Annotated in this window: 23 protein-coding genes and 1 riboswitch; of the genes, 5 read left to right on the plus strand and 18 right to left on the minus strand. The window is 67.5% G+C overall.

Annotated features, from left to right (window positions below; all coding sequences use genetic code 11):
• Window positions 1–26 precede the first annotated feature (26 nt).
• Entirely contained in the window at window positions 27–830 is an 804-nt protein-coding gene (locus IP90_RS10095) for an SGNH/GDSL hydrolase family protein (protein WP_144899500.1), read from the plus strand.
• Window positions 831–913: 83 nt separating this feature from the next.
• Here the strand turns inward: IP90_RS10095 and thiL are convergent, their stop codons facing one another.
• The 9 genes from thiL to glyA form a co-directional block, all read right to left on the minus strand.
• A complete protein-coding gene (thiL, locus tag IP90_RS10100; RefSeq protein WP_144899501.1) occupies window positions 914–1,858 on the minus strand; it encodes a thiamine-phosphate kinase in 945 nt (314 codons plus the stop codon).
• A gap of 76 nt (window positions 1,859–1,934) precedes the next feature.
• Window positions 1,935–2,396 carry a transcription antitermination factor NusB gene (gene nusB, locus IP90_RS10105; protein WP_144899502.1) on the minus strand — a complete coding sequence of 154 codons (462 nt, stop codon included), beginning with the start codon at window positions 2,394–2,396 and terminating at the stop codon, window positions 1,935–1,937.
• Window positions 2,393–2,860: a 6,7-dimethyl-8-ribityllumazine synthase gene (gene ribH, locus IP90_RS10110; RefSeq protein WP_144899503.1), complete on the minus strand. Its 468-nt coding sequence runs from the start codon at window positions 2,858–2,860 to the stop codon at window positions 2,393–2,395. The genes nusB and ribH overlap by 4 nt, the downstream gene beginning before the upstream one ends.
• Window positions 2,861–2,923: 63 nt before the next feature.
• Window positions 2,924–4,036 (minus strand): 3,4-dihydroxy-2-butanone-4-phosphate synthase, encoded by a 1,113-nt coding sequence (gene ribB, locus IP90_RS10115; protein WP_144899504.1) that lies wholly within the window; start codon window positions 4,034–4,036, stop codon window positions 2,924–2,926.
• A 92-nt stretch (window positions 4,037–4,128) separates the two neighbouring features.
• Window positions 4,129–4,725, minus strand: coding sequence for a riboflavin synthase (locus IP90_RS10120; protein WP_144899505.1), 597 nt, complete (start codon window positions 4,723–4,725; stop codon window positions 4,129–4,131).
• A 72-nt stretch (window positions 4,726–4,797) separates the two neighbouring features.
• A riboswitch (FMN riboswitch) is annotated at window positions 4,798–5,021 on the minus strand.
• 101 nt (window positions 5,022–5,122) lie between these two features.
• Window positions 5,123–5,869 carry a class I SAM-dependent methyltransferase gene (locus IP90_RS10125; protein ID WP_144899506.1) on the minus strand — a complete coding sequence of 249 codons (747 nt, stop codon included), beginning with the start codon at window positions 5,867–5,869 and terminating at the stop codon, window positions 5,123–5,125.
• Entirely contained in the window at window positions 5,866–6,933 is a 1,068-nt protein-coding gene (gene ribD, locus IP90_RS10130) for a bifunctional diaminohydroxyphosphoribosylaminopyrimidine deaminase/5-amino-6-(5-phosphoribosylamino)uracil reductase RibD (RefSeq protein ID WP_144899507.1), read from the minus strand. Before ribD ends, IP90_RS10125 begins: the two co-directional genes overlap by 4 nt.
• 64 nt (window positions 6,934–6,997) lie before the next feature.
• Window positions 6,998–7,531: a transcriptional regulator NrdR gene (nrdR, locus tag IP90_RS10135; RefSeq protein WP_144899508.1), complete on the minus strand. Its 534-nt coding sequence runs from the start codon at window positions 7,529–7,531 to the stop codon at window positions 6,998–7,000.
• Window positions 7,532–7,636: 105 nt separating this feature from the next.
• Window positions 7,637–8,890, minus strand: coding sequence for a serine hydroxymethyltransferase (gene glyA, locus IP90_RS10140; RefSeq protein ID WP_144899509.1), 1,254 nt, complete (start codon window positions 8,888–8,890; stop codon window positions 7,637–7,639).
• Between the two features lie 281 nt (window positions 8,891–9,171).
• Here glyA and ettA point away from each other — a divergent pair, with 281 nt between their 5' ends.
• Together ettA and pyrF are read left to right on the plus strand one after the other, a co-directional pair.
• Window positions 9,172–10,836 (plus strand): energy-dependent translational throttle protein EttA, encoded by a 1,665-nt coding sequence (gene ettA, locus IP90_RS10145; protein ID WP_144899510.1) that lies wholly within the window; start codon window positions 9,172–9,174, stop codon window positions 10,834–10,836.
• Between the two features lie 144 nt (window positions 10,837–10,980).
• Window positions 10,981–11,805 (plus strand): orotidine-5'-phosphate decarboxylase, encoded by an 825-nt coding sequence (gene pyrF / locus IP90_RS10150; protein WP_144899511.1) that lies wholly within the window; start codon window positions 10,981–10,983, stop codon window positions 11,803–11,805.
• Between the two features lie 64 nt (window positions 11,806–11,869).
• Here pyrF and IP90_RS10155 read toward each other — a convergent pair whose 3' ends face one another.
• The 7 genes from IP90_RS10155 to xerD form a co-directional block, all read right to left on the minus strand.
• Window positions 11,870–12,730: a glycosyltransferase family 2 protein gene (locus IP90_RS10155; protein WP_144899512.1), complete on the minus strand. Its 861-nt coding sequence runs from the start codon at window positions 12,728–12,730 to the stop codon at window positions 11,870–11,872.
• A 9-nt stretch (window positions 12,731–12,739) separates the two neighbouring features.
• Entirely contained in the window at window positions 12,740–13,603 is an 864-nt protein-coding gene (locus IP90_RS10160) for a glycosyltransferase family 2 protein (protein ID WP_144899513.1), read from the minus strand.
• Between the two features lie 243 nt (window positions 13,604–13,846).
• Complete coding sequence (gene purL, locus IP90_RS10165) at window positions 13,847–17,794, minus strand: phosphoribosylformylglycinamidine synthase (RefSeq protein ID WP_144899514.1); 3,948 nt, start codon at window positions 17,792–17,794, stop codon at window positions 13,847–13,849.
• Window positions 17,795–17,869: 75 nt separating this feature from the next.
• Complete coding sequence (locus IP90_RS10170; protein WP_144899515.1) at window positions 17,870–18,310, minus strand: nuclear transport factor 2 family protein; 441 nt, start codon at window positions 18,308–18,310, stop codon at window positions 17,870–17,872.
• A gap of 32 nt (window positions 18,311–18,342) precedes the next feature.
• A complete protein-coding gene (locus tag IP90_RS10175) occupies window positions 18,343–19,164 on the minus strand; it encodes a thioredoxin fold domain-containing protein (RefSeq protein WP_144899516.1) in 822 nt (273 codons plus the stop codon).
• A gap of 349 nt (window positions 19,165–19,513) precedes the next feature.
• The gene (locus IP90_RS10180) at window positions 19,514–19,804 is read right to left on the minus strand and encodes a hypothetical protein (RefSeq protein ID WP_144899517.1); all 291 of its coding nucleotides are present in this window, start codon (window positions 19,802–19,804) and stop codon (window positions 19,514–19,516) included.
• 396 nt (window positions 19,805–20,200) lie between these two features.
• Window positions 20,201–21,154, minus strand: coding sequence for a site-specific tyrosine recombinase XerD (gene xerD, locus IP90_RS10185; RefSeq protein WP_144899518.1), 954 nt, complete (start codon window positions 21,152–21,154; stop codon window positions 20,201–20,203).
• A 46-nt stretch (window positions 21,155–21,200) separates the two neighbouring features.
• On the opposite strand from xerD, the gene IP90_RS10190 reads away from it, so the two are divergent.
• Window positions 21,201–21,704, plus strand: a complete 504-nt coding sequence (locus IP90_RS10190) for an RDD family protein (protein ID WP_242007548.1) — start codon at window positions 21,201–21,203, stop codon at window positions 21,702–21,704.
• 83 nt (window positions 21,705–21,787) lie between these two features.
• Here IP90_RS10190 and lptG read toward each other — a convergent pair whose 3' ends face one another.
• Both lptG and lptF read right to left on the minus strand, forming a co-directional pair.
• A complete protein-coding gene (gene lptG / locus IP90_RS10195; protein ID WP_144899520.1) occupies window positions 21,788–22,891 on the minus strand; it encodes an LPS export ABC transporter permease LptG in 1,104 nt (367 codons plus the stop codon).
• Window positions 22,888–23,970 (minus strand): LPS export ABC transporter permease LptF, encoded by a 1,083-nt coding sequence (gene lptF / locus IP90_RS10200; protein ID WP_144899521.1) that lies wholly within the window; start codon window positions 23,968–23,970, stop codon window positions 22,888–22,890. The genes lptG and lptF overlap by 4 nt, the downstream gene beginning before the upstream one ends.
• Before the next feature lie 230 nt (window positions 23,971–24,200).
• Between lptF and IP90_RS10205 the strand changes: the two genes are divergently transcribed.
• Entirely contained in the window at window positions 24,201–25,691 is a 1,491-nt protein-coding gene (locus tag IP90_RS10205) for a leucyl aminopeptidase (protein WP_144899522.1), read from the plus strand.
• Window positions 25,692–25,753: the final 62 nt, after the last annotated feature.

A 25,753-nucleotide genomic window follows, 5' to 3' on the forward strand; every position in this document is an offset into this window, starting at 1 on the left:
CGCGCGATTCGCGCGGAGGTCGACCGATGTCCATCCGTATCGTGCTGCTGTGCTGCCTGCTGTGCTGCATCGGCGTTGCGGACGCGACGCGCCCCACGCAGCGCGTGCTGCTGATCGGCAACAGCCTGATCTATACCCGGAACGTACCGGGTCTGCTGCGCGCGCTGGCCGCCTCGCAAGCCGAAGGTCCCCTCATCGAAACCGCCACGTTCGTCGCACCGGGCGGCACCCTGGCCGAGCGCTGGAAGGATGGCGCCGCCGCCGAGGCATTGCGCGCCGGTCGCTGGGATGTCGTCGTGCTGCAGGAACGTGGCGGATTGCTGGCCTGCATGGCCAGCGCGGAGGAGCGCCCGCAGACGGAATGCCGCGCCAGCCTGCGTGCGCACAGGCAGTTCGCCGAACTGGCGCAATCACGGGGCGCGCGTGTGCTGCTGTTCGGTACCTGGGGGCCGGATTCGAACTGGCAGCAGAAGCTGGATCGCGGCCTGGCGGCGACCACCCGCAGTACCGGCGCGGAAGCCATCGAACTGGGCGCGATGCTGCGCGCGCAGGCCCGGCGCCAGCCCTCGCCACCGATGCTCACCGATGGCGTTCACGCCAGCCTGGAAGGCGCGGTGCTGATCGCGGCGCGGCTGTATCGCAGCATCACCGGGCGCGCGGTTTCAGCGGCCGACCTGGAACTGGATTTCGCGTTGCTGCCGGCCAATGCGCGAATCCGGCCCGATATGCTGATGGAACAGCAACCGCAGCTGGCCGGTGACGGCGAGCCGCTGCACGTACCGGCGAATTCGATAGCCGCCCTGCTCGCCGTTGCGAATGCCGCGCCCTAGGTTTTTTCATTCCGTTTTTTTGTCACCCCGAGCGCAGCGAGGGATGACGCAGGCGGGAGACACGAAGTAGCGCGCAGACCGCGCTAGAAGTGCACGTAGCCCGAATGCGATGGCCGCCATTGTGTGCCGTCATCGAGCAGAGCCCGCACCCCCTTGCCGGCGACGATGCGCCCGATCCGTGTCACGGACGTGTCGCTCGAAGCCGCAGCCCGTTCGATCATGGCACGTGCCTGCACCGGCGCGCTGAAACACAGTTCATAGTCATCGCCGCCAGTGGCCTGCAGGACGCGCCGCGCCTCTTCGTCGAACAACACCCGCAACGCATCGGATGCTGGCAGTCCGGCCAACGCGATTTCCGCGCCGACGCCGCTACGCGCGCACAGATGACCCGCATCGGCCAGGAGCCCGTCCGACACGTCGATGCAGCTGTGCGCCACACCGGCAAGTGCCAGGGCCAGCGAAACGCGCGGAACCGGTCGATCCAGGCGCGCTTTCAGGGCGACATCGATGCCGACGCCTTCCCGCCATTGCGCCAGCGCTGCCGCGGCATCGCCGAGCGTGCCGCTGACCCAGAGGTCGTCGCCCGGTGTCGCGCCGTCGCGGCGCAGCGCCTGTCCGGCATCGACCAGGCCATGCACGGTGACGCAGACCGACAACGGTCCGCGCGTGGTGTCGCCGCCGACCAGGGCAACGCCATGATGCGCGGCCAATGCCAGGAATCCGTCGAGGAACGCGTCCAGCCAGGCCAGGTCGGCCTGCGGCAGGGACAGCGACAGGGTGCACCAGGCCGGCTGCGCCGCCATGGCCGCCAGGTCGGACAGGTTCACCGCCAGCGCTTTCCAGCCGATGTCCTGCGCCGCGGTCCCGGCGGGGAAATGCACGTCGGCATTGAGCGTGTCCATCGCCACCACCAGCTGTTTGCCGGCCGGCACCTGCAGCACCGCGGCATCGTCGCCGATGCCGAGGACCACGTCGGAACGCGTGTCCGCGCGGGCCTGGATGCGTTCGATGAGTTCGAATTCGGGCATACGGGCTTCCTGCAGGCGTCGCCGCGGTAAACGCCACAAGGGCAAGCAGGCCGCCCGCTGCGCGGCGACGACGCCCTTACCTGCGTGCGGCGTTCACTTCCACCGCACGCCATTCGACGGCGGCGTGGTCGAGCACGCCATTGACATACGTGTGGCCGTGTTCGGAACCGAAGCGCTTGGCCGTTTCCAGCGCCTCGTTGATGATCACCCGGTACGGCACGTCGATGCGATGGCGCATCTCGTAGGCGGCGATGCGCAGCACGGCGCGTTCGATCGGGTCGACCTGTTCGATCGCGCGATCCAGGTGCGGCTGCAGGCCCTCGTCCAGTTCGGCCTGGTGGGCGAGCACGCCACGCACCAGGTCCTCGAAATATTCCAGGTCGGCGACTTCGTGCGCCTGTTCGTGCGCGAATTGCGCGATCACCTGGCGCACGTCGCCGCCGGACATCTGCCACGCGTACACCGCCTGCATCGCACGCCGGCGCGCGCGCGAACGCGCGACGGGATCGACACCGCTCTTGTGGCGCTGACGGCTCATGGCAGGCGATCCATCAGGTTGGCCATCTCGATCGCGACCAGCGCGCACTCCTCGCCCTTGTGGCCGTGGCTGCCGCCGGCGCGCGCTTCGGCGTCTTCGGATTCGTCCACCGCCAGCACGCCATTGGCGACCGGCAAGCGGTAGTCCAGCGATACGCGCATCAATCCCTCGGCGCAGTTGTCGGCGACATGTTCGAAGTGACGCGTGTCGCCACGGATCACGCAGCCGAGCGCGACGATCGCGCTGTGCCGGCTGGCGGCGGCGAGTCGTGCCGCGGCCACGGGAATCTCCCACGCACCCGGCACGCGCACCACGTCGACCGCGGTCTCCGCCACGCCGTGCTCGGCAAAGGTCTTGCGCGCGCCAGCGACCAGCGTATCGGTGATGCGCGGATTCCAGCGGCTGGCGATGATCGCGAAGCGTGCGCCTTCCGGTGCGCGCAGGTCGCCTTCGTGCAGGGTCATGTGGGTGGCGGGTCTACTGGGTGGCGCAGTTTAGCAGCCGCAGCATGCGAGCCCTTCGCGGGTTCATGCCTCGACGTACTCCACCACCTCCAGCCCGAATCCGGCCAGCCCGACCTGCTTGCGCGGCGTGCCCAGCACGCGCAGCTTGCCCAGGCCCAGGTCGGCGAGGATCTGGCTGCCGGCACCATTGCGACGCCATTCGGCCAGCGTACCGCCACGCTTGCCTGCCGGCTCGGGCTGTTCGCGGATGCGTGCCAGCAGCGCGTCGGCCTGCTCGACATGGGTCCGCGCGGCCTCGCCGAGCAGGACCAGCGCGCCAGTGCCTTCCTGCGCGATCCGGCCGAGCACCTCGCCGACCGCTGGTCCGAAATCCGCGCGACGCCAGTGCAACGCGTCCGCCAGCGGGTTCTGCATCTGCACGCGCACCAGCGTCGGCGTCGCGGCGTCGAGCTGGCCACGCGACAACGCGAAATGCAGGCCGTGGCTGAGCCGGTCGCGGTAGGTATGCAGGCGGAACGGTCCGTGCTCGGTGTCGATCTCGCGCGCGTCGAGGCGCTCGACGGTGTGTTCGTGGTGCAGGCGATAACGGACCAGTTCTTCGATCGAGCCGATCTTCAAGCCATGTTCGCGGGCGAAGACTTCAAGCTCTGGCCGCCGCGCCATGCTGCCGTCGGCATTGAGTATCTCGACCAGCACGCCGGCCGGCTCCAGGCCGGCGAGCAGGGCCAGGTCGCTCGCCGCCTCGGTGTGCCCGGTGCGATTGAGCACGCCGCCGGGCTGCGCGGTCAGCGGAAAGATGTGGCCGGGCTGGGCGAGGTCGGCCGGCGATGCGTCCGGCCGCACGGCGGTACGCACGGTGTGGGCACGATCATAGGCGGAAATGCCCGTCGTGACGCCTTCGGCGGCCTCGATGCTGACGGTGAAGTTGGTGTGGTGCGACGAAGTGTTGTCGCGGACCATCGGCGGCAGGCCGAGCTGGCGGCAGCGCTCGCGCGTCAGCGACAGGCAGACCAGGCCGCGCGCGTGCGTGACCATGAAATTGATGTCGGCCGGGCGCACCAGTTCGGCGGCCATGATCAGGTCGCCCTCGTTCTCGCGGTCCTCGTCGTCGACGATGACGACCATGCGGCCGGCACGGATTTCTTCGAGCAGTTCGGGGATGGATGCAAATGTCATTCTTCTTCCGTCGTCCCGGCGGAAGCCGGGATCCATGTTGCTGTTGCGTTGTTTTTCACGGTAAATCCAAGATCAAAATGGTCCCATGACGGTTACTTGGGAGCGTGCAGCAACCGCTCGACGTAGCGCGCCACCAGGTCGACCTCGAGATTCACCGCATCGCCAGCCCGCGTCTGCGAAAACGCGGTGTGCGACACCGTATGCGGGATCAGTGCGACCTCGAAGCCTCCATCGTCGATCGCGTTCACGGTCAGGCTGACGCCGTCGACGCAGATCGAACCCTTGCGGGCGATGTACTTCAGCAGCGAGGCCGGCGCGGAGAACTTCCAGCGCTGCGCGCGCGCATCGTCGTGGATCGCGAGTACGTGGCCGATGCCATCGACATGGCCGCTGACCAGGTGGCCGCCGAGGCGATCGTCCGGACGCATCGCGCGTTCCAGGTTCACGGCGTGACCGACCGGCAACGCACCCAGCGTGGTCAGGGCCAGCGTCTCGTTCGACGCGTCGACCTCGAAATGGCGGTCGTCGAACGCGACCACGGTCAGACACGTGCCATTGACCGAAATGCTTTCGCCCAACACGACGTCGTTGAACGCCAGCGTGCCCGCGTCGATCCGCAGGCGCGCATCGCCGCCGCGCGATTCGCGCGTGGCCAGGCGGCCGACACCTTCGATGAGTCCTGTGAACATGCAACGTTTTCCTCGCGCAGGGCAATGAAAACGTCCCGGGGCATGCGGCAGCGCGCGGCCCGGGCCGCGCGCTGCTGTCTTCTTTCATCCGGACTGTGAGGAAGCGTCAAGCTTCCAACCGTCGGCTCCGGCATCGGACCGGATCTGCTGACCTTCCGGCGGTATTGGAAAGCCCGTACATGGATGTGCGGGCTTGCGAGGGACTCGCATACTGCCGGAAGCGCTCGCGGGCTCGCGTGGACTGAAGTGCCACGCCTACCGCCGGTGGGGAATTTCGCCCCGCCCTGAAGACGTCTGGTGGTTCGCCGGAAACCCGGCGCCGCGCAGTTTACCGCATCGCTACCGTGACTTCGCGGATGCCGGGGCCGGCGTCAAGCCTGCACGACGATCGTGCTGTTCAGCCGACCCGCTTGCGCCTGGCGTGCACGAACAACGGCCAGCGCAGCGGCTGCATGTCCGCGGCACCCCAAGCCGCGGCGAAGGCGTCGGCCTGCGCCGCGACCGGATCGATGCCGGTGGCATCGCGATAGCGCCGCGTGGCCGAATAGCTGGAGAAATAGCCGAGCAGGCGCGGCAACGGCCAGGCGGCGGTCATCTCGAAGGCGGGGGCGTCCACCGCTTCGAACGGCCATGCATAGCCCGCGTAGGCGGCATCGACATCACCGCGTTCCGGAGGCCAGTACGCATGGATCTCGCGCTGCAGCGCCGCGTTGGCATCGGCGAGCAGCGAAGGCACCTCGATGTCCTGGTAACCCCAGGCCACCAGCACGCCATCGGGCTTCAACACGCGCGCGCATTCGGCAAAGAAGGCATCGCGATCAAACCAGTGCAGTGCCTGCGCGACGCAGACGGCATCGACACTGGCCTGCGGCAGCACGCAACGTTCGGCCGCCTCGACCGCGAACACCGCGTTGTCGAGCGCAGGGGCCTGCGCGATCTGCGCCGCACTCGGATCGGTGGCGTAGACCGTGTCGAAACGCATCGCCAGTTCGCGCGTGGCCTGGCCACTGCCGCAACCGGCCTCCCACACCCGCCCGCGCGTCGGCGCGATCGAGGCAATCCAGTCGAACAAGGCCGGCGGATAGTGTGGGCGGGCAGCGGCGTAGTCGACCGCGCTGACCGAGAAGTGATCCTTGAAACTCATGCGCCGTTCTCAGGCTGCAGCAGCACACGCACATCGTCGCCGATGCGGCGCGTCTCGACGATATGCAGGTGCAGGCGCTGCGCCATGCTGTCGATCGACAGGCCTTCGAACAGCGGACGCGCGCGATCGCCGAGCAGTACCGGCGCCACGTACAGCAGCAGTTCGTCGACCAACCCCGCCGACAGGAAGGCGCCGGCCAACGTGGCCCCGGCCTCGACCTGCACCTCGTTGACGCCCTGCCCGGCCAGCAGCTTCAGCACGGCGTCCAGGTCGAGCCGGCCATCGCGCATCGGCACCGCGGCATGTTGCGCGGACAGGCCCTTCGGAACCTTGACGTCCGGCGCATGCAGATACAGCGTCGGCGCGTCGCCTTCGCGTATGCGACCGCGCGCGATGGTGGCCAGGCCCGGGTCGAGCACCACGCGCAGTGGCGCAACAAAGTCTGTGGGCTGCGCGAAACGCACCGTGAGCTGCGGATCGTCCGCAAGCACGGTGCCCGAGCCGGTCAGGATCGCGCCGCTACGCGCACGCCAGCGCTGCACGTCGTCGCGCGCGGCGTCGCCGCTGATCCACTTCGAATCGCCGTTGGACATCGCGGTACGACCGTCGATGCTGGTGGCGAGCTTGACCCGCAGCCACGGACGGCCGCGCTCGATCCGCGACAGGTAGCCGCGGTTGAGCCGACGCGCCTGCGCCTGCATCAGGTCATGCTCGACCGTGACCCCGGCGGCATGCAGACGATCGAAACCGGCGCCGTCGACCTGCGGAAACGGATCGCGCATCGCCGCGACCACGCGCGACACGCCTGCGGCGATCAGCGCATCAGCACAAGGGCCGGTATTGCCGGTATGCGCGCAGGGCTCCAGCGTGACGTAGGCAGTCGCACCGCGTGCCTGCTCGCCCGCCGCCTGCAATGCGAAGACTTCGGCATGCGGCCCACCCTTGCGTTGGTGCCAGCCTTCGCCGACGACTTCATCGCCGCGTGCGATCACGCATCCCACCATCGGGTTGGGACGTGTGGTGTACGCGCCGCGCTCGGCGAGGCTCAGGGCGCGGGCCATCATCGCGTGGTCGGTGGCCGAGAAGCCGTGATTCGTAATTCGTGATTCGTGGTTGGTCAAAGTTGCTTTACCGCTTCTTTCCCTTGTCGGCGTGCTTGTCGAAAGGCACGACGTCGGCGCCCAGCAACGGCAGTTGTCCTTCGCCTGGCAGGTCGCGCTCGAGCCGGTCCAGTTCCTCGCGGAAATCGGCCACGTCCTCGAACGAACGGTAGACGGAGGCGAAGCGCACGTAGCCGACGTGGTCGAGCTTGCGCAGCTCCGCCATCACGAATTCGCCGACGCGGCGCGACGGCAGTTCGCGCTCGGTGGTCATGCGCAGCTGGTGCACGACCGCACGCACCGCCGACTCGATCTGCTCCTCGGATACCGGCCGCTTGTTGAGCGCCCGGTCGAAACCGGCGCGCAGCTTGCGCGCGTCGAAAGTATCGCGTCGGCCATCGGACTTGATGATCGCCGGCAGCTTCAATTCGATCGTTTCCAGCGTGGAGAAACGCTCGCCGCAAGCCTCGCATTCGCGGCGGCGACGGATCGTCGCGCCATCGTCGCTGACGCGCGAATCGATGACGCGGGTGTCTACGTGCTGGCAGAAGGGGCAGTGCATCAGGAGGCCGGGAATCGGGAATCGGGAATCGGGAATCGGAACAGCAAGAACCGGGCATCATCGCTTTTAACGATTCCCGAATCCCCATTCTCGATCCCCGGCACCTCAGCCATACACCGGATACTGGCGGCACTGCCTGGTCACGTTTTCGCGCACCGTGGCAATGACTGCCTCGTCCTTCGGGTTGTCGAGCACGTCGCAGATCCAGTTGGCGAGCGCCACGCAATCGGCCTCCTGATAACCGCGGGTGGTGACGGCCGGCGTGCCGATGCGCAGGCCCGAGGTCACGAACGGCTTCTGCGGATCGTTCGGCACCGCGTTCTTGTTGACGGTGATGTGCGCCTTGCCGAGGGCGGCTTCCGCGTCCTTGCCGGTGATGCCCTTGCCGATCATGTCGACCAGCATCAGGTGGTTCTGGGTGCCGCCGGAGACGATCCTGTAGCCGCGCTTGACGATGGTGTCGGCCATCGCCTGGGCGTTCTTCACCACCTGCTGCTGGTAAGCCTTGAACCCGGGTTCCAGCGCTTCCTTGAAGGCGACCGCCTTGGCCGCGATCACGTGCATCAACGGGCCGCCCTGGATACCGGGGAACACGATCGACTGCAGCTTCTTCTCGATCTCCTCGCCTGCCCCCTTCGCCACGATGATGCCGCCACGCGGTCCGCGCAGGGTCTTGTGCGTGGTCGAGGTCACCACGTGCGCATGCGGCACCGGGTTCGGGTACACGCCGGCGGCAATCAGGCCGGCGACGTGGGCCATGTCGACGAACAGATAGGCGCCGATCTTGTCGGCGATCTCGCGGAAGCGCGCCCAGTCGACCACCTGCGAATAGGCGGAGAAGCCGGCGACCACCATCTTCGGCTTGTGCTCAAGCGCCAGGCGCTCGACCTCGTCGTAGTCGATCAGGCCCTGCTCGTTGACGCCGTACTGCACGGCATTGAACAGCTTGCCGCTGATGTTGACCTTGGCGCCGTGCGTGAGATGGCCGCCGTGGGCCAGGCTCATGCCGAGGATGGTGTCGCCCGGCTGCAGTAGCGCCAGGTACACGGCCTGGTTGGCCTGCGAACCGGAGTGCGGCTGCACGTTGGCGTAGTCGGCGTCGAAGAGCTGCTTCACGCGGTCGATGGCCAGCTGTTCGGCGATATCGACGTACTCGCAGCCGCCGTAATAGCGCTTGCCCGGATAGCCCTCGGCGTACTTGTTGGTCAGCTGGCTGCCCTGCGCTTCCATCACCCGCGGGCTGGCGTAGTTTTCCGACGCGATCAGTTCGACATGGTCTTCCTGGCGGCGGTTCTCGGACGCGATCGCTGCGGCCAGTTCAGGGTCGTAACCTTCGATGCGGGAATCGCGCGGAAACATGACGCTCCAAGGGTGGCGGTGGGGACTGAAGTCTAACGCGGCAGGCTGCTTCCTTGGCCGTTGCCGCGTCCCGGCACGGCGACGAAGGGCTGCATGCCCGGTCGCACCCTGGCGCCGACACCCGTACCTGGAGCGCGTCGGCAGTTCCCGTCATGGAAAAAGACGCGAGTCCCCGCCTCCGCCGCGCAAGGGAGGCGCGGCCTGCCGGTATAATCGGCGCCATCCCCTTGACCAGTCCGCGCGGCGCCCGCGCGAGGCTGCGCACGCCCTACGGAGCCTCCATGTCGCAATACATCTACACCATGAACGGCGTCAGCAAGACGGTGCCGCCGAAGCGCCAGATCATCAAGGACATCTCGCTGTCGTTCTTCCCGGGCGCCAAGATCGGCCTGCTCGGCCTCAACGGCTCCGGCAAGTCGACGGTGCTGAAGATCATGGCCGGTGTCGACACCGATTTCGTCGGCGAGGCGCGGCCGCAGGCCGGCACCAAGGTCGGCTACCTGGCGCAGGAACCGCAACTGGACCCCAACCACACCGTGCGCGAAGCGGTCGAGGAAGGCGTCGGCGAAGTACTGCAGGCGCAGGCCGCGCTGGACCGCATCTACGAGGCCTACGCCGAGGAAGGTGCCGACTTCGACAAGCTCGCCGCCGAGCAGCAGCGTCTGGAGGCGATTCTGGCCAGCGGCGACGCGCACACGCTGGAGCACCAGTTGGACGTGGCCGCCGACGCGCTGCGCCTGCCGCCATGGGAAGCGAAGATCAGCACGCTGTCCGGCGGCGAAAAGCGCCGCGTCGCACTGTGCCGGCTGCTGCTGCAGAAGCCGGACATGCTGTTGCTCGACGAACCGACCAACCACCTCGACGCCGAATCGGTGGAATGGCTGGAACAGTTCCTGGCCCGCTATACCGGCACCGTGGTGGCGGTCACCCACGACCGTTACTTCCTCGACAACGCCGCCGAGTGGATCCTGGAACTGGACCGCGGCCGCGGCATTCCGTGGAAGGGCAACTACACCGAGTGGCTGATCCAGAAGGAAGACCGCCTCAAGCGCGAAGAGTCCTCGGAGAAGGCGCGGCAGAAGGCGATCGCTCGCGAACTGGAATGGGCGCGCAGCAATGCCAAGGGCGGCCGCAGCAAGGGCAAGGCGCGCCTGGCCCGCATCGAGGAATTGCAGTCGGTCGACTACCAGAAGCGCAACGAGACCAACGAGATCTTCATCCCGCCGGGCGAGCGCCTCGGCAACTCGGTGATCGAGTTCAAGAACGTCTCCAAGTCGTTCGGCGACCGCCTGCTGATCGACGACCTGAGCTTCATCGTGCCGCCGGGTGCGATCGTCGGGATCATCGGCCCCAACGGCGCCGGCAAGTCGACCCTGTTCAAGATGATCACCGGCCAGGAAAAGCCGGACAAGGGCCAGATCGTGATGGGGCCGACCGTCAACATCGCCTACGTCGACCAGAGCCGCGAAAAGCTGGAAGGCAACCACAACGTGTTCCAGGAAGTCTCCGGCGGCGCCGACATCCTCAACATCAACGGCGTCGAGATCCAGTCGCGCGCCTATATCGGCCGCTTCAACTTCAAGGGCCAGGACCAGCAGAAGCTGGTCGGCACGCTGTCCGGCGGCGAACGCGGCCGCCTGCACCTGGCCAAGACGCTGCTGCAGGGCGGCAACGTGCTGCTGCTCGACGAACCGTCCAACGATCTCGACATCGAAACCCTGCGTGCACTGGAAGACGCGCTGCTGGAATTCCCCGGCAACACCTTCGTGATCTCGCACGACCGCTGGTTCCTGGACCGCATCGCCACGCACATCCTCGCGTTCGAGGGCGACTCGCACGTGGAGTTCTTCCAGGGCAACTACCGCGAGTACGAGGAAGACAAGAAGCGCCGCATGGGCGAGGAAGGCGCGCAGCCGCACCGGTTGAGGTTCAAGGCGTTGAAGTGATGCAGTGGCGCCATCGCGCGACGCGCGAAGGCCTTTGCCACTGCGTCATCCCGAACGCAGTGAGGGATCTGCTTGCGCTTTGATGTCGCAGAAAAGCAGGTTCCTCGCTACGCTCGGGATGAAGGAAAAATAAAGGAGATCGGCGTGACCTTCATCGAGGCGCTAAAACATCGCTGGCAGCAGGCCAACTCCCTCGTCTGCGTCGGCCTCGACCCCGAACCCGCGAAATTCCCGGCGAAGTTCACCAACGATCCCGATGCGATCTTCGCCTTCTGCCGCGACATCGCCGACGCCACCGCCGAATACGTCTGCTGTTTCAAGCCGCAGATCGCGCACTTCGCAGCGCACGGCGCGGAAAGCGCGCTGGAGCGGCTGATCGCGCACATCCATGCGACCCACCCCGGCATCCCGGTGATCCTCGACGCCAAGCGCGGCGACATCGGCAGCACCGCCCAGCAATATGCGGCGGAAGCTTTCGATCGCTACCAGGCCGACGCGGTCACCGCCAATCCCTATCTCGGCCGCGACTCCGTGCAGCCCTTCCTGAATCGGGCCGACAAGGGCGTGGTGATCCTGTGCCGCACCTCCAATGCAGGCGCGGGCGACCTGCAGGACCTGTCCATCCATGCAGACGGCAACACCCGTCCGCTGTACCAGCACGTCGCGGAAAAAGTGGCCGGCGAATGGAATGGCCACGGCAACTGCGCGCTGGTGGTCGGCGCGACCTGGCCGGCGCAGTTGCGCGAGGTCCGCGCGATCGTCGGCGAGATGCCATTCCTGGTGCCCGGCGTCGGCGCGCAGGGTGGCGATGTCGAAGCCGTCGTGAAGAACGCCAGGACCACGGATGGGACCGGCCTGGTCGTCAGTTCGTCGCGGGCGATCCTGTATGCGTCCGGCGGCGACGATTACGCCGATGCCGCGGCCCACGCCGCCCGTACGCTGCGCGATCAGATCAACCGTTATCGCTGATTTAGTTTCCGACCGTCCCGGGCGTAGCCAGGATCTGCTTCACGGCACCACCGCGAGTTATCAACTACGCCCGCGATGACAGTTTCCGCAGTGCGGCCACCGGGAAGCGCATCCAGATCGCCAGGAACACCGCGGCACGCGTGAACAGGCCGCGACGAGGCGCCTCGAACTTGCGGAAATAACGCCACAGGCCGCGATGCTTGTGCCATTCGACGAATAGCGGACGCGACTGGCTCGACACGCCGCGCACGTGCACCACCTGTATGTCGTTGGCAACCGCGATCGTCGCGCCAGCCTCGCGCGCGCGCCGGCACAGGTCGAGGTCTTCGGCATGCAGGCGGTAGCCCTCATCGAAGCCGCCGATGCGCTCGAACAGTCCACGCGGCATCAGCATCAATGCGCCCGATATCGCGTTCACGCGCTGCAATGCCTGCAGGTCGTCCATCGGCACGTCCAGCGTGCGTGCCAGGCGCGAGCCGAGCATTGCCGCGAAATCCGGGTCGCGGCGCCGTGCGGCGGCGTCGCGCACGCCCGACTCGTCGACCAGGTCGGCGCCCAGCAGCGCTTCGCCGGCGATCTGCCGCGCATGTTCGCGCAGGCGCGCCAGCGCATCGGCCTCCAGCAGACAATCCGGATTGACAAACGCCAGCCACGACGCATCGCCCGCGGCCGGATCGAGGCTGCGCGCGCCTTGGTTGCAGGCCACCGCGAAGCCGGGATTGTCGGGATTGCCGACGAAACGCAGGCGTGGGTCGATCGCAGCATGACGCTGCACGATGGCCAGCGTGCCGTCGCGCGAGCCGTTGTCGACGACGCGGATCTGGGCGACGCCGTCGGCCTCGCGCAGGCGCGACAGGCACTCGTCGATGGTGGCCGCGCTCTGGAACGTGACCACGATGGCGGCGATGTCGGCGTCGTTCGACAACGTGTTGTCTCAGCGCCCGCGCGCCTGCGGCGCGAACAGGTCATGCTGCGATTGCGGCAGTTCGACCTGTGCGTAATGCAGGGCAAGGCGTTCGCGCGTTTCACGCAGTGGGTCGGCCATCAGGAAGTTGGCGATGCGCGCATGCCAGTCCGGCCAGCGCGCGGCCAGCGCATCCATGTCGCCGTCGCAGGGCCCACCTTCGCCACCGCGACCGACGTACGCGGTCTCGCATAAGGCGTTGCGCCAGCCCAGGCCCGACAGGCGCAGCGACAGGTCGACCGCCGCCGCGTACCAGGAGCCATAGCTGTCGGCGTCAAGCCCGCCGGCGCGACGGCGCGCGCTGCCGCGCAACAGCACGGCATGGCCGACCGCAGCCGGCAGTTCCGGATGCAGTGGCGGCAGCGTCGCGGCCGCCCTTGCCAACCGTTCCGGATCCTGCGGCAAGGGTGCGAATTCACCGCAACGCGGCCACGCCGCGGACTCGCCGGCGTTGCACCACGGCGTGGCGGTGGCGATCGCGGCATCGCGCGCCAGGCAGGCCGCAAGCTGCGACAGCCAGCCCGGCGCCGGCACCGCGTCGGCGGCAAGCACGGCGATGTCGGCGTCGCCGCAGGCCTTCAGCGCTTCGTCGAGGTGCGCGACCTCTCCGACCATGCGCTGCCGTCGCGTGTAATCGGCGGCCAGCGGAGTGCGCACCAGCCAGCGCTCGATGATCGCCAGTGCGCGCGGCCCGGCCTGCGCATCGTCGGCCAGCCAGATGCGGGTGCCGGCCGGCGTGCCGGCGTCGAGCGCGCCGAGGCAGCGGTCGAGCGCATCGTCGTCGGTGCCGACCGGCAGCAGGATGATCGGCAAGGCGGAAGTGTCAGCCGCCATCGGCGAAAGCTTCACTGCTGCTTGGAAGGCAAGTGGCTGGCAACCGTGATCTCATGGCCGGAAGGCTGGTCGACTTTATCAGTTTGCGCGTGGCTGCTTTTGGCCCTCTCCCTTTACGGGAGAGAGACAGGCCGAAGGCCAGGATTGGGCCGACTTCGCGCCATCTGGCAATGCATGCATCGCTCTGCTCGCGCGCCCTCGCCTGCCCTTCGGGCATTCTTCCCCGCAAAGGAGGAGAAAAAATCAGCCGACCCACGCCCGTGCGTTGCGGAACATGCGCAGCCAGGGCGAATCTTCCGGCCAGTCGCGCGGATGCCAGCTCAGGTTGACGCTGCGAGGCGTGCGTTCCGGGTGCGGCATCAGGATCGTGGCGCGGCCGTCGCTGCTGCTGAGCCCGGCGATGCCGTCCGGCGAACCGTTGGGATTGGCCGGATATGCACTGGCGACGCGACCATCGCCTTCGATGTAGCGCATCGATACGGCAGCGGCGGCCTGGTCGATCGCACCGTCGAACGCCGCGCGTCCCTCGCCGTGCGAGACCACGATCGGAATGCGAGAGCCGGCCATGCCGCGGAAGAACAGCGATGGCGATTCGGCCACTTCGACCAGGCTCAACCGGCCTTCGAACTGTTCGCTGCGATTGCGCAGGAAACGCGGCCAGTGTTCGGCACCGGGAATGATGTCCTTCAGCTGCGCCAGCATCTGGCAGCCGTTGCAGACGCCGAGCGCGAAGCTGTCGCTGCGCGCGAAGAACGCGGCGAAGGCATCCCGCAGCTCGCTGCGCTCCAGCACCGAGGTGGCCCAGCCGCGACCGGCGCCGAGCACGTCGCCATAGCTGAAGCCGCCACAGGCGGCGATGCCCTGGAAATCGGCCAGAGTCACGCGCCCGGCGATCAGGTCGCTCATGTGCACGTCATGGGCGGCGAAGCCGGCACGGGTGAAGGCCGAAGCCATCTCGATCTGGCCGTTGACGCCCTGTTCGCGCAGGATCGCGACCCGGGGACGCGCGCCGGTGGCGATGAACGGCGCGGCGATATCCTCGGCCGGATCGAAGGCCAGTTTCGCCTGCAGGCCGGGTGCCGCGAAGACGCGCGCCGCGTCGCGTTCCTCATCGGCGCAGGCCGGATCGTCGCGCAGCTTCTGCATCGCGTGCGTGACCGACCACCAGGCGTCGAACAACGCGCTCCAGCGCCACTCGGCGAGCGTGTCACCATCGCGCAACACGCGGATCGCCGGCGCGGTGCTCGGCCGGGCGATGCGTTGCGCGCACTCCACCAGGCCATGACGCGCGACCATGTCCGCGAATTCGGCGCGATCTTCCGACGCGATCTGCACCACCGCGCCGAGTTCCTCGTTGAACAGGGTGCGGCAGGCGTCGTCGCTGCGGCCCTCGCCCCAGCCGTCGAGCAGGATGTCCAGGCCGAGGTGGGAGCAGAACGCCATTTCGCACAGCGTCGCGAACGCGCCACCATCGGAGCGGTCGTGATAGGCCAGCAGCAACCCGGCCTCGCGCGCATCGCGGATCAGCTCGAAGAAGCCGCGCAGGCGCTGCGGGCTGTCGAGGTCGGGGCAGTCACCGCCGAAGCGTTCGTAGCACTGCGCCAGGATCGAGCCGCCGAGGCGCTGCTTGCCGGCGCCCAAGCCGATCAGCCACAGCTCGGTATCGGCCTCGCGCGACAGCAGCGGTGTCAGCTGCGCACGCGCGTCGACGACCGGCGCGAACGCGGTGATCACCAGCGACACCGGCGATACCGATTTGTGCGTGACGCGAAGCTCTTCCGCATCGCTCATCCTGAGCTCGTCGAAGGACGCCTGCATCGACAGCGAATCCTTGCCGACCGGAATGCTGATATCCAGTGCCGGGCACAGTTCCATGCCGACTGCCTTGACCGCGTCGAACAGGCGCGCGTCCTCGCCGGCGTGGCCTGCGGCGGCCATCCAGTTGGCCGACAGCTTGACCCGGCGCAGGTTTTCCACCGGCGCCGCGCACAGGTTGGTGATCGCCTCGCCGACCGCCATGCGCGCCGACGCGGCCGCATCCAGCAACGCCAGCGGCGTGCGCTCGCCGATCGCCATGGCTTCGCCGGCGTTGCCTTCAAAGCCGGACAAGGTGATCGCGCAGTCGGCCACCGGCAGCTGCCAGGGTCCGATCATCTGGTCGCGCGCGGTCAGCCCGCCGACGCTGCGGTCGCCGATGCTGACCAGGAAGTTCTTGGCCGCGACGGTCGGATGCGCGAGCACGCGCAGGCCGACGTCGTGCAGGGCCTGGCCGGGGTTCTGGCCGAGCACGTCGCTGTCCAGTTCCGGCCAGCGCGTGGCGCGCGGGCGCTGCGTGTCGCGGTGCATCTTCGGCGGCTTGCCGAAGAGGACGTCCATGGGCAGGTCGATCGGGTGGTCGGGCCGGGAATCGGGAATCGGGAATCGGGAATCGCTGGAAGCAGGAGCAACGGCGCCGTAACCGACGACGAGGCGTTCCTCTGCCGTCGCCGTGCCTACGACCGCGAACGGGCAGCGCTCGCGCTCGCAGATGGCGGTGAAATCGGCGATGCGGTCCTGCGGAATGCCGAGCACGTAGCGTTCCTGCGACTCGTTGCACCATAGCTGCATCGGCGACAGCGACGGATCGTCGCTGGGTACCTTGTCGAGGTCGATCACGCCGCCGACGCCGGAGTCGTGCAGCAGTTCCGGGATCGCGTTGGACAGGCCGCCGGCGCCGACATCGTGGAACCACAGGATCGGATTGCCCCCGGCCAATGCCACGCAGCGGTCGATGACTTCCTGGCAGCGGCGTTCCATCTCCGGGTTGTCGCGCTGCACGCTGGCGAAATCCAGGTCCTCGGCGCTGTCGCCGGACGCGACCGAACTCGCCGCGCCGCCGCCAAGGCCGATCAGCATTGCCGGCCCGCCAAGCACGATCACCGCGTCGCCGGGCGAGAGCCTGCGCTTCTCAACCATCGGCCGATCGATCGTGCCGAGTCCGCCGGCGAGCATGATCGGCTTGTCGTAGGCACGCACCGTGGCGTCGGGCTCGCGCAGTTCGAAACTGCGGAAATAGCCGGTCAGGTTCGGGCGCCCGAACTCGTTGTTGAACGCAGCCGCGCCGAGCGGGCCGTCGAGCATGATCTCTAGTGCCGGGGCCATGCGCGGATTCAGTACGCGCTCGTTTTCCCACGGCTGCGGCAGGGTCGGGATGCGCAGATGCGAAACGCTGAAGCCGCACAGCCCGGCCTTGGGCTTGCCGCCGCGGCCGGTGGCGCCTTCGTCGCGGATCTCGCCGCCGGCGCCGGTGCTGGCGCCAGGGAACGGTGCGATCGCGGTCGGATGGTTGTGGGTCTCGACCTTGATGCAGAACGCGCTGTCCTGCAGCTCTTCGGCGCGGTATTCGCCGCTGGCATCCGGACGGAAACGACGCGCGGCATAGCCTTCCACCACCGCGGCGTTGTCGCTGTACGCCGACAAGGTGTGCTCAGGCGTCTGCGCGTGCGTGTGCTTGATCATCTTGAACAAAGACAGCGGCTGGTCCTTGCCGTCGATGCTCCAGGAAGCGTTGAATATCTTGTGCCGACAATGCTCGGAATTGGCCTGCGCGAACATCATCAGTTCGACGTCGGACGGATCGCGTCCGAGTTCGGCATAGCGCTCGCGCAGGTATTCGATCTCGTCGTCGGCCAGCGCCAGGCCCAGCCGCGCGTTGGCCGATTCCAGCTGCGCCAGCGGGATGCGTTCCAGCGAGCCGCGTTGCGGCGTGACGAACAGCGCCGCCGCGGCGTCGCGATCGTCCAGCAGCGACTGGGTCATCGGGTCGTGCAGCAGTTTCGACAATGCGGCCTGCGCGGACGGGTCGTCCGGCATGCCCAGCAGGTCGATGCGGGTGCCGCGTTCGACGCGCTTCACCGGCAGGCCGGCGCCGTGCAGCAGTTCGGTGGCTTTGCTGGACCACGGCGAAATGGTGCCCAGCCTCGGCACGACGAAACGGGATTGGGCGCCGGCCGGCAGCGGCTGCGCCTGCGGTCCGGCCTGCAGGATGCGGTCCAGCGCAGCCGGATCCGGCTGCGCGCCGCTTTCGGGTTCGACCCAATAGACGTGCCAGGCGCCGGAAATGCGGACGGAGGGAGCGAGGGCTTGCAGGCGGGCTTCGAGCCGCTCGCGACGGAACGGCGACAGGGCCGGCTGGCCCTCGAGGACGATCATGTCCGGCGATAAACCGTGGGACGGGGGCCTATTGTAGCCGGCCGACCCCGGATCTGTCCGCCGCGAAACGCCGGCTCAGTCCTCGACGATCTGCACGCAATGCTCGGACAGGACTTTCCAACCGTCCGTCGACCGGGCCAGCACCAGGCTGCAGCGCTGGTCGTCGCGGAACGCCTTGCCGTCGTAGCTGCCATGCCCTTTCCAGCGGCTGCCGACCACCGCCGTGTCGGCGGTCCGGTGCACCTGGATCTCGCTGCGCTCGGCCGATTCCAGCCGGAATTTCGGCGAGCCGAGGAATTCCACCCACTGCTGGCGCGACCTGACGCCGCCTTTCGAGGTGAAGTAGACGTAGTCGGCTGCGAGCGTGCGCGCGAAAGCGGCGGGATCCTGCGCGGCCCATGCACGGTCGTAGGCCTGGATCGCATCGGCGATTCCGGCGTCCGGCGCCGACTGTGCCTGCACGGCGCCGCAGAACAACAACACGGGCGACAACCATATAGGAAGGAGGTTTCTCATCGCGCGGCTCCGCAAGTCGGGAAACGTGTCGGTCAACCGCTGGTAGCGGTCTTGGTGGCGGTCGCGGCCTTGGCCAGCTCGTCCAGATAGGCGCGCATCGCCTGCGGCGGCAGATAGCCCGGCAGTTGCTCGCCGTTGGCGGTGAGGATCATCGGCGTACCGGTCAGTCCGGCGCGCTGGCCGAGCTGGTATTGCGCAGACACCGGGTTCTGGCAGTCCTTCATCGGCACCGGACGACCGGTCTTGGCAGCGGTCAGCGCCTGCTTGCGATCGGCAGCGCACCACACAGCGACCATCTTCTTGTAGTCGGGCGTGCCCAGGCCCATGCGCGGGAACGCCAGGTACTGGATCTCGATGCCCAGCTTGTTGTACTCGGCGATCTCGCTGTGCATCTTCTGGCAGAAGCCGCATTCGATGTCGGTGAACACGCTGACGGTGTACTTGGGGTTCGGCGGCGCAAACACGATACGGTCCGCAAGCGGCGCCTGCTTCAGCAGCTCCTTGCGCACCTTGGACAGGCTGACCTCGCTGAGATCCTGCTTCGCACGCATGTCGTACAGCGAGCCCTGGATCAGGTAGCGGCCATCGTCCGACACATACAGCGTCTTGCCGGCGACGATCACTTCGCGGAAACCGGGCAGCGGCGCGGCGCCGACCCGGTCGATGCGGATCTTCTGGTCGAGCTCGCGGATCGCGGCCACCGCGCGCGCATCCGGCGTGCCCGGCGCCACCTTGGGCGCGGACGCCGCCACCGCTGCCGGCTTGTCCGCCGGCTTGGCATCCGCCGGGGCTTTCGACTGGGCACATGCGGAAAGGCTGAGCGCACCCAACAGGGCCGCGGTGAGACGCTTCATCGGTTCATTCCGTAGGAGAGGCCGGGTTGGACCACGGCGGGACGGGAGGGTTCGCGATTCTGGCACACATGGCCGAATGCCCGAGCCATGAGCAACCACGGCGTTCAGTAGCGGCCTAGGCCAGGATCAAGTCGGCGTGGTGCCACTCTGCCGGTGGAGCAACGTACAACCACGCTGGTGCAAGCACCAATCGGACGGCCCGCCGACACGACCTGAAATCCGCGTCAGCAAAGAGCAGCGGAGCAGGAGCTGGCAATCGCGGCAACGACGCAAGTTCCCGACCCTTGCGGGTCGGCTTTGACCAGCCTGCGGCTGTTGTAAAGCGCTTCCGCCCGCTGCCGCGTGCGGGTCACTTTCTTTGTTGGCCCAAAGAAAGTAACCAAAGAAAGGGCCCGAAGCCCGCTTGGCAGACGTCGTACTCGATGGGCGCTAGTCCTGATCTGCTTTCGTTGTTAGCGAGCTTCTTGTTCTCGCTTGAAATTTGATTGCAGCGTTTGGTTGTCTTCAGCAGTCTGCCGATTGCTTCGACTTTGCTGCGGCTTTTTGCTGTTGGCTGTTGGCTGTTGGCTGTTGGCTGTTGACCTTGGCACGAACTACCAGCGATCCAAGTCACTCCATAGACCCGAAGGGCGGCGGCCATGGATGGCCGCCGTTTTCCGACCGAGCCAGGAGGGCGAGTCGGAAAATATCGAGCCACTACCAAAATGGCCGGATTGATTTGTCGGGGAAGGGCCTTCTCTTTGGTTACTTTCTCTTGGCCCTTCAAGAGAAAGTAACCCGCACGCGGAAGCGGGCGGAAGCGCTTTACAACAGCCGTAGGCTGGTCAAAACCGACCTGAAAGGTCGGCAAACGCGTCGCAACTTTCAAAAGCAGTAGTAAAGTCGCTGGATGAGATGACCAGCCTTCGGCTGTTGTAAAGCGCTTCCCGCCTTCGCGGGAATGACGGCCAAGAGTGAACGGCCAAGGGCAAGACGCTTGGAAGATGCAAGCCAGTGATTCGCGAACCTTGCTTTCAGTGCGCGCAGGCAGAAAAACCTAGCCCCGCGGATGATGCTTGGCATGCAGCTGCTTGAGCTGCTCCCGCGCCACCAGCGTATAGATCTGCGTCGTCGACAGCGAACTGTGCCCCAGCAGCATCTGCAGCGCGCGCAGATCGGCGCCACGGTTGAGTAGGTGCGTGGCGAAACTGTGGCGTAATCCGTGCGGACTGACCCGGGCCGGATCGATGCCGGCGACCGCGGCATAACGTTTGACCATCTGCCAGAACTGCTGCCGCGAAAGCGGCGCGCCGCCGCCATCGATGAACAAAGCCGCCACGCTGCGCTTGCCTGCAAGCGCGGGCCGCGACTGCGACAGGTAGCGCTCCAGCCAGTGCTGCGCCTCCTCGCCCAGCGGCACCAGGCGCTCCTTGCTGCCCTTGCCCATCACCCGCAGCACGCCCTGGCGCAGGTTGAGCGCCGTCGCCGGCAGCCCGACCAGTTCGCTGACGCGCAGGCCGCAGGCGTACATCAGTTCGAGCATCGCGCGGTCGCGCAGGCCCGGCATCGATTCCACGTCGGGTGCGGCCAGCAACGCGTCGATCTGACTTTCGGCCAGCGCCTTGGGCAGCGAACGCGGCAGCTTGGGCGGCTCGAGCAGCGTGGTCGGATCGTCGCTGCGGTCGCCGCGTCGCAGGCGCCAGGCGAAGAACGCGCGCAACGACGACAACAGGCGCGCGTTGCTGCGCGACGAATAGCCATCGCGCGAACGCCAGGCCAGGTAGTCGAACAACACGCCGCGATCGGCGCCGGCCAAGCCACCGCCACAGCCCTCGCGCCAGCGCGCGAAGCCTTCCAGGTCGCGCCGATAGCTGTCCAGCGAACTGCGTGCCAGACCGCTCTCGGCCCAGGTCGCATCGATGAAGGACTCGATCGCCGCAGCATCGGCATCGGGCACCGGCGGCAATGCGTTGCTCGACTTGCGGCGCTCGGCAGGCGTGCTGGAAACCATGACGCCAGCTTAGCGACGGCCACCGCGCGCGGCTATGCTGGCGCGCATGAAGATATCCAGCGTAGACGGCGCCGAACAAGCGCGCATTACCGGATCGCAGCCGCGGGCCCTGATCGGCTGGCGCCTGCTCGCACTGCTGTACGACCTGTGGCCGGCCGTGGCCCTATGGATGCTGGCCGGCACCGCATTCACCCTGGCCTACACCATCGCCGGCCACGACCCGCGCCAGAACATCGCTCCTTTCAGTGCCTTGCAGCTGCTGTTGTGGCTGGTGTGCTGGCTGCTGACCGGAGCCTATGCGGTGTGGAGCTGGCGCAGGGGCGGCCAGACGCTGGGGATGCGGCCGTGGCGACTGCGCGTGACCGCCGGCGATGGCGGGCGTGCCGGCTTGCGGGCGCTGTGCCTGCGTTATGCGATCGGCACGCTGTCGGTGCTGTTGGGCGGACTGGGCTTCTGGTGGGCGTGGGTGGATCGCGGGCGGCTGACGTGGCACGACCGCATCAGTGGAACGCGCATGGTTCGCGAAGCCAAGACCCGGCCGTCGAAGTAACGCAGCGCGCGGCGGCGCGTTGTGGCTCCAACGAGGCCGACGATGCTGGCGGTGCGGCACGACGCAGTCGCGCCTGCAAATACTCAGCCGGAACGGCGACGGAACAGGAAGATCGAGATCGCCAGCATCAGTACCGGCGGCAGCAGGTAGGCGATCCGGAAATCGAACTTGAACGCACCGGCCAGCCGCACCGACTGCTCCTGCAGCATCCAGAAACCCAGCGCGAACACGATGCCCAGGAACAGGCGCTTGCCGAGCCCGCCGCTGCGCAGCGAACCGAACGCGAACGGCATCGCCGCCAGGCACAGCGCCAGCACGTTCAACGGATAAAACCAGCGCCCCCAGTAGTGCTGCTCGAACTCGCTCGCGTCCAGCTCGTTGCGCTTGCGGTAGTTGATGCCCGCCTTGAGTTCGGACGCGCTCAGATAGCGCGGGCGCGCCACGCTGGTCGCCAGGGCCGCGCTGTCCAGCTGCGATTCCCACTTCTCTTCGGCCACCTTGGTGCGCACCACCGAACTGGCTTCGAACCGCGTGCGGTTGACGTTGCGCAGCAGCCAGCCGCCAGGGCGGTGTTCGGCAACGGCGGCATGCGCCAGCGACTGCAGCCGGCCTTCCGTGGAGAATTCGAACAGGCGCACGTCGCGCAGTTCCAGCCAGCTGTCGTCACCCTTGCTCATCTCCTGGCCTGTCTGCGCGTTGAGGAAGATGTCGCCTTCGCGCGCCCACAGGCCGCTGTACTGGGCCACGATCAGGTCCGGCGACTTGGCCGCGGCCTTGACCGCGTCGGCGCGGCTCTGCGCCCACGGCGCCAGCGTCTCGCCGTTGACCACCATCAGCGCGGTCAGCAGCGACAGCGACAGCGCCACCGCCAGACTGAGGCGCCGGCGCGACAGGCCCAGCGCGCGCAGCGCGGTCAGTTCCGACGAGGCGGCGAGCTGGCCCAGCCCCATCAGCGAACCGATCACCGCCGCGGTCGGGAACATGGTGTAGGCGCGTCGCGGCACGGTGTAGATCACCGAGGTCAGCGCGGTGAAGAAATCGTAGTTGCCCTTGCCGAGGTCGCCGAACTGCGGCACCAGGCCGCCGATGATGAAATCCAGGCCCAGCAGCACCATCCAGGTCAGCAGCACCGTGCCCAGCACCATGCGTCCGATGTAGAGGTCGTGCAGTTTCGGGAACGGCCTCATGCCGCGCGCCTCCGCCGCCAGAAGCGGCCGTCGCGCACGTACAGCCAGGCCCCCAGCGCCAGCGCCGGCAGCAGCAGCCACCACAGCCCGGCGAAGGCCGGGATCTTGTCGTCCGCCAGCCACTGCCGGCCGAGCATCATCAGGTTGACGCTGACCATGTAGCCGAGGAAGCCGATCGCGATGCGGCCATAGCGCGCCTGCCGGGGCGGGCTACGCGCCAGCGGCACGGCGAGCAGCATCAGCGCGAACGCCATCAGCGGCGGCGCGATGCGCCAGTGCAGCTGCGCATTGGCCTGTGGGCGCGGATCACCGAACAATGCCAGGGTCGGCATCAGTTCCGGGTCCTCGTCGTCGCGCACGTCATCGCGGTCGGGCATGCGCAGCTCGTTGCTGGCGTAGCGCATCATGCGGAAATCGAGGCCATCGCGCAGCGGGCCTTCGACCTGGAATCCGTCCTCCAGGCGCAGGTAGCGGTCGCGTTCGCCCATCAGCGACAGCCCACCGTGGGCGGCGGTGGTCACGTCCATGCGCTCGCCGTTCTGGCGATAGACGAAGATGCGGCTGAAGCGGCTGCCATCGGCGGCCATGCTGCCCAGGTAGACGACCCCGCCTCCGCCCGGCAACTCGGTGAAGCGGCCCGGCTCCAGCCCCACCAGCAGCAGGCTGCGGTTGGCCTCCTCGATCATCGCGTGCGAGACGCGATCGGACATCGGCCCCAGCCACAGCGAGCACAGCGCGATCACCGCGATCACCGGCCCGCCGGCCAGCAGCAACGGCCGCAGCAGGCGCTTCGGGCCGACCCCGACCGCGGCCAGCACCGGCATCTCCGCGTCGCGGTACATCCGCCCCAGCGCCAGCAGCAGGCCCAGCATCAGGGCCAGCGGCAGAATCAGCGGCAGCCACCGGACCACCAGCAGCGCCAGCTGCGACAGCATCATCGCCGCCGGCAGGCGGCCGCTGGCGATGTTGCCCAACACGTCGGCGAAGGCGCCGCCGAGGCTGACCATCATCAGGATCACCAGCGCCGCGAACACGGACTGGGCAAACTCGCGGAACAGGTATCGGTCCAGCTTTGGCATCGGGCGCTTGGTTGGCGATGATGGGGAAAGGGCATCCGGCCCGTTTCGGTCGACGGCTTTTCCGTCGAATCAAACGCTTGCGCGTCCGATCCGGCCCCTGCAACAGGCCTGTCGCGCCCTATCAGGGAGGTCGGCCCTGATAAACTCGAGCGTTCGCTCGCCGGCCGATCCGCTGCGCACGCCGCCGGAACGCCGATCGATTGTACGGAATCACTGATGGAATCTGTTTGATGACCCTCGAATTGGAACTGAACCACGATGCCCCGGCGACCGTCCGGACCGACTGCGTGGTGGTAGGCGCATTCGCCGACAATACGCTCACTCCCGCCGCGCAGGCGCTCAATGTCGCTAGCGGCGGCCGCCTGACCGCGCTGATCGAGCGTGGCGACATCAGCGGCAAGACCGGGCGGACCGCGCTGCTGCACGACCTGCCCGGCGTGACCGCGCCGCGGGTGCTGGTGGTCGGCTTGGGCGAGGCCGCCAAGTTCGGCGTGCCGCAATACCTCAAGGCGGTCGGCGATGCCGCGCGCGCGCTCAAGGGCGGCGCCACGGCGACGGCCTTGTTCACGATTTCCGAAGTGGCGGTCAAGGATCGCGACCACGCCTGGAACATCCGCCAGGCCGCGATCGCCGCCCACCACGCGACCTATCGCTACACCGCGACGCTGGGCGACGCCAACAAGGCCAAGCAGGACGACAGCGGGCTGAAGTCACTGGCGATCTGGGGCGAAGACGCGCTGGCGCTGGCGCAGGGCAAGGCCATCGCCGCCGGCGTCGCCTTCGCGCGCGAACTGGGCAACCTGCCGCCGAACATCTGCAACCCGGGCTACCTGGCGCAGCAGGCGCAGGCCTTCGCCGACCGCTTCGAGCAGGCCGAATGCGAAGTGCTCGATCGCGAACAGATGCAGCAGCTGGGCATGGGTTCGCTGCTCGCGGTCAGCCGCGGCTCGGCCAACCCGCCCAAGCTCATCGTGCTGAAGTGGAACAACGGTGGCGATGCCAAGCCCTACGTGCTGGTCGGCAAGGGCATCACCTTCGACACCGGCGGCATCAACCTCAAGACCCAGGGCGGCATCGAGGAGATGAAGTACGACATGTGCGGTGGCGCCACCGTCATGGGCACGTTCGTGTCCGCGGTCGGCATGCGCCTGCCGATCAACCTGGTGGTGATCGTGCCGGCCGTGGAGAACATGCCCGACGCCGACGCCTACCGTCCGTCCGACGTGCTCACCAGCATGTCCGGCAAGACCATCGAGGTCGGCAACACCGATGCCGAAGGCCGCCTGATCCTGTGCGACGCGCTGACCTACGCGCAGCGCTTCGAACCGCAGGCGCTGCTCGACGTCGCCACGCTGACCGGCGCCTGCGTAGTCGCGCTGGGCAAGTACGCGACCGGCCTGATGAGCAAGCACGATGACCTGTCCAACGAACTGCTCGCCGCCGGCGAGAACGTGTTCGACCGCGCCTGGCGCCTGCCGCTGTGGGACGAGTACCAGAGCCTGCTCGACTCGACTTTCGCCGACGTCTACAACATCGGCGGCCGCTGGGCCGGTGCGATCACTGCCGGCTGCTTCCTGTCGCGTTTCACGGAAGGCCAGCGCTGGGCGCACCTGGACATCGCCGGCGTCGCCAACGACGACGGCAAGCGCGGCATGGCAACCGGCCGCCCGGTAGGGTTGTTGTCGCAGTGGTTGCTGGATCAGGCCGGCGACGCGGCGTGATTGGTGATTCGTGATGGGTGATTCGCGGAGCGGAGCACCGTTACGAGCCGCACCGACGCATC

Source organism: Luteimonas cucumeris (assembly GCF_007830035.1).
GTDB lineage: Bacteria > Pseudomonadota > Gammaproteobacteria > Xanthomonadales > Xanthomonadaceae > Luteimonas_C > Luteimonas_C cucumeris.

Excerpts from the sequence above, each read along its gene's own strand:
- ettA (WP_144899510.1), top strand. The coding sequence starts at position 9,172 with ATGTCGCAATACATCTACACCATGAACGGCGTCAGCAAGACGGTGCCG.
- thiL (WP_144899501.1), bottom strand. The coding sequence starts at position 1,858 with ATGCCCGAATTCGAACTCATCGAACGCATCCAGGCCCGCGCGGACACG.
- lptF (WP_144899521.1), bottom strand. The coding sequence starts at position 23,970 with ATGCCAAAGCTGGACCGATACCTGTTCCGCGAGTTTGCCCAGTCCGTG.
- lptG (WP_144899520.1), bottom strand. The coding sequence starts at position 22,891 with ATGAGGCCGTTCCCGAAACTGCACGACCTCTACATCGGACGCATGGTG.
- IP90_RS10180 (WP_144899517.1), bottom strand. The coding sequence starts at position 19,804 with ATGGCCGCCGCCCTTCGGGTCTATGGAGTGACTTGGATCGCTGGTAGT.
- IP90_RS10205 (WP_144899522.1), top strand. The coding sequence starts at position 24,201 with ATGACCCTCGAATTGGAACTGAACCACGATGCCCCGGCGACCGTCCGG.
- IP90_RS10175 (WP_144899516.1), bottom strand. The coding sequence starts at position 19,164 with ATGAAGCGTCTCACCGCGGCCCTGTTGGGTGCGCTCAGCCTTTCCGCA.
- ribH (WP_144899503.1), bottom strand. The coding sequence starts at position 2,860 with ATGACCCTGCACGAAGGCGACCTGCGCGCACCGGAAGGCGCACGCTTC.
- IP90_RS10125 (WP_144899506.1), bottom strand. The coding sequence starts at position 5,869 with ATGAGTTTCAAGGATCACTTCTCGGTCAGCGCGGTCGACTACGCCGCT.
- ribB (WP_144899504.1), bottom strand. The coding sequence starts at position 4,036 with ATGACATTTGCATCCATCCCCGAACTGCTCGAAGAAATCCGTGCCGGC.
- IP90_RS10160 (WP_144899513.1), bottom strand. The coding sequence starts at position 13,603 with ATGGCGGCTGACACTTCCGCCTTGCCGATCATCCTGCTGCCGGTCGGC.
- IP90_RS10095 (WP_144899500.1), top strand. The coding sequence starts at position 27 with ATGTCCATCCGTATCGTGCTGCTGTGCTGCCTGCTGTGCTGCATCGGC.
- nusB (WP_144899502.1), bottom strand. The coding sequence starts at position 2,396 with ATGAGCCGTCAGCGCCACAAGAGCGGTGTCGATCCCGTCGCGCGTTCG.
- nrdR (WP_144899508.1), bottom strand. The coding sequence starts at position 7,531 with ATGCACTGCCCCTTCTGCCAGCACGTAGACACCCGCGTCATCGATTCG.
- IP90_RS10120 (WP_144899505.1), bottom strand. The coding sequence starts at position 4,725 with ATGTTCACAGGACTCATCGAAGGTGTCGGCCGCCTGGCCACGCGCGAA.
- purL (WP_144899514.1), bottom strand. The coding sequence starts at position 17,794 with ATGATCGTCCTCGAGGGCCAGCCGGCCCTGTCGCCGTTCCGTCGCGAG.
- IP90_RS10170 (WP_144899515.1), bottom strand. The coding sequence starts at position 18,310 with ATGAGAAACCTCCTTCCTATATGGTTGTCGCCCGTGTTGTTGTTCTGC.
- IP90_RS10190 (WP_242007548.1), top strand. The coding sequence starts at position 21,201 with ATGAAGATATCCAGCGTAGACGGCGCCGAACAAGCGCGCATTACCGGA.
- glyA (WP_144899509.1), bottom strand. The coding sequence starts at position 8,890 with ATGTTTCCGCGCGATTCCCGCATCGAAGGTTACGACCCTGAACTGGCC.
- ribD (WP_144899507.1), bottom strand. The coding sequence starts at position 6,933 with ATGATGGCCCGCGCCCTGAGCCTCGCCGAGCGCGGCGCGTACACCACA.
- xerD (WP_144899518.1), bottom strand. The coding sequence starts at position 21,154 with ATGGTTTCCAGCACGCCTGCCGAGCGCCGCAAGTCGAGCAACGCATTG.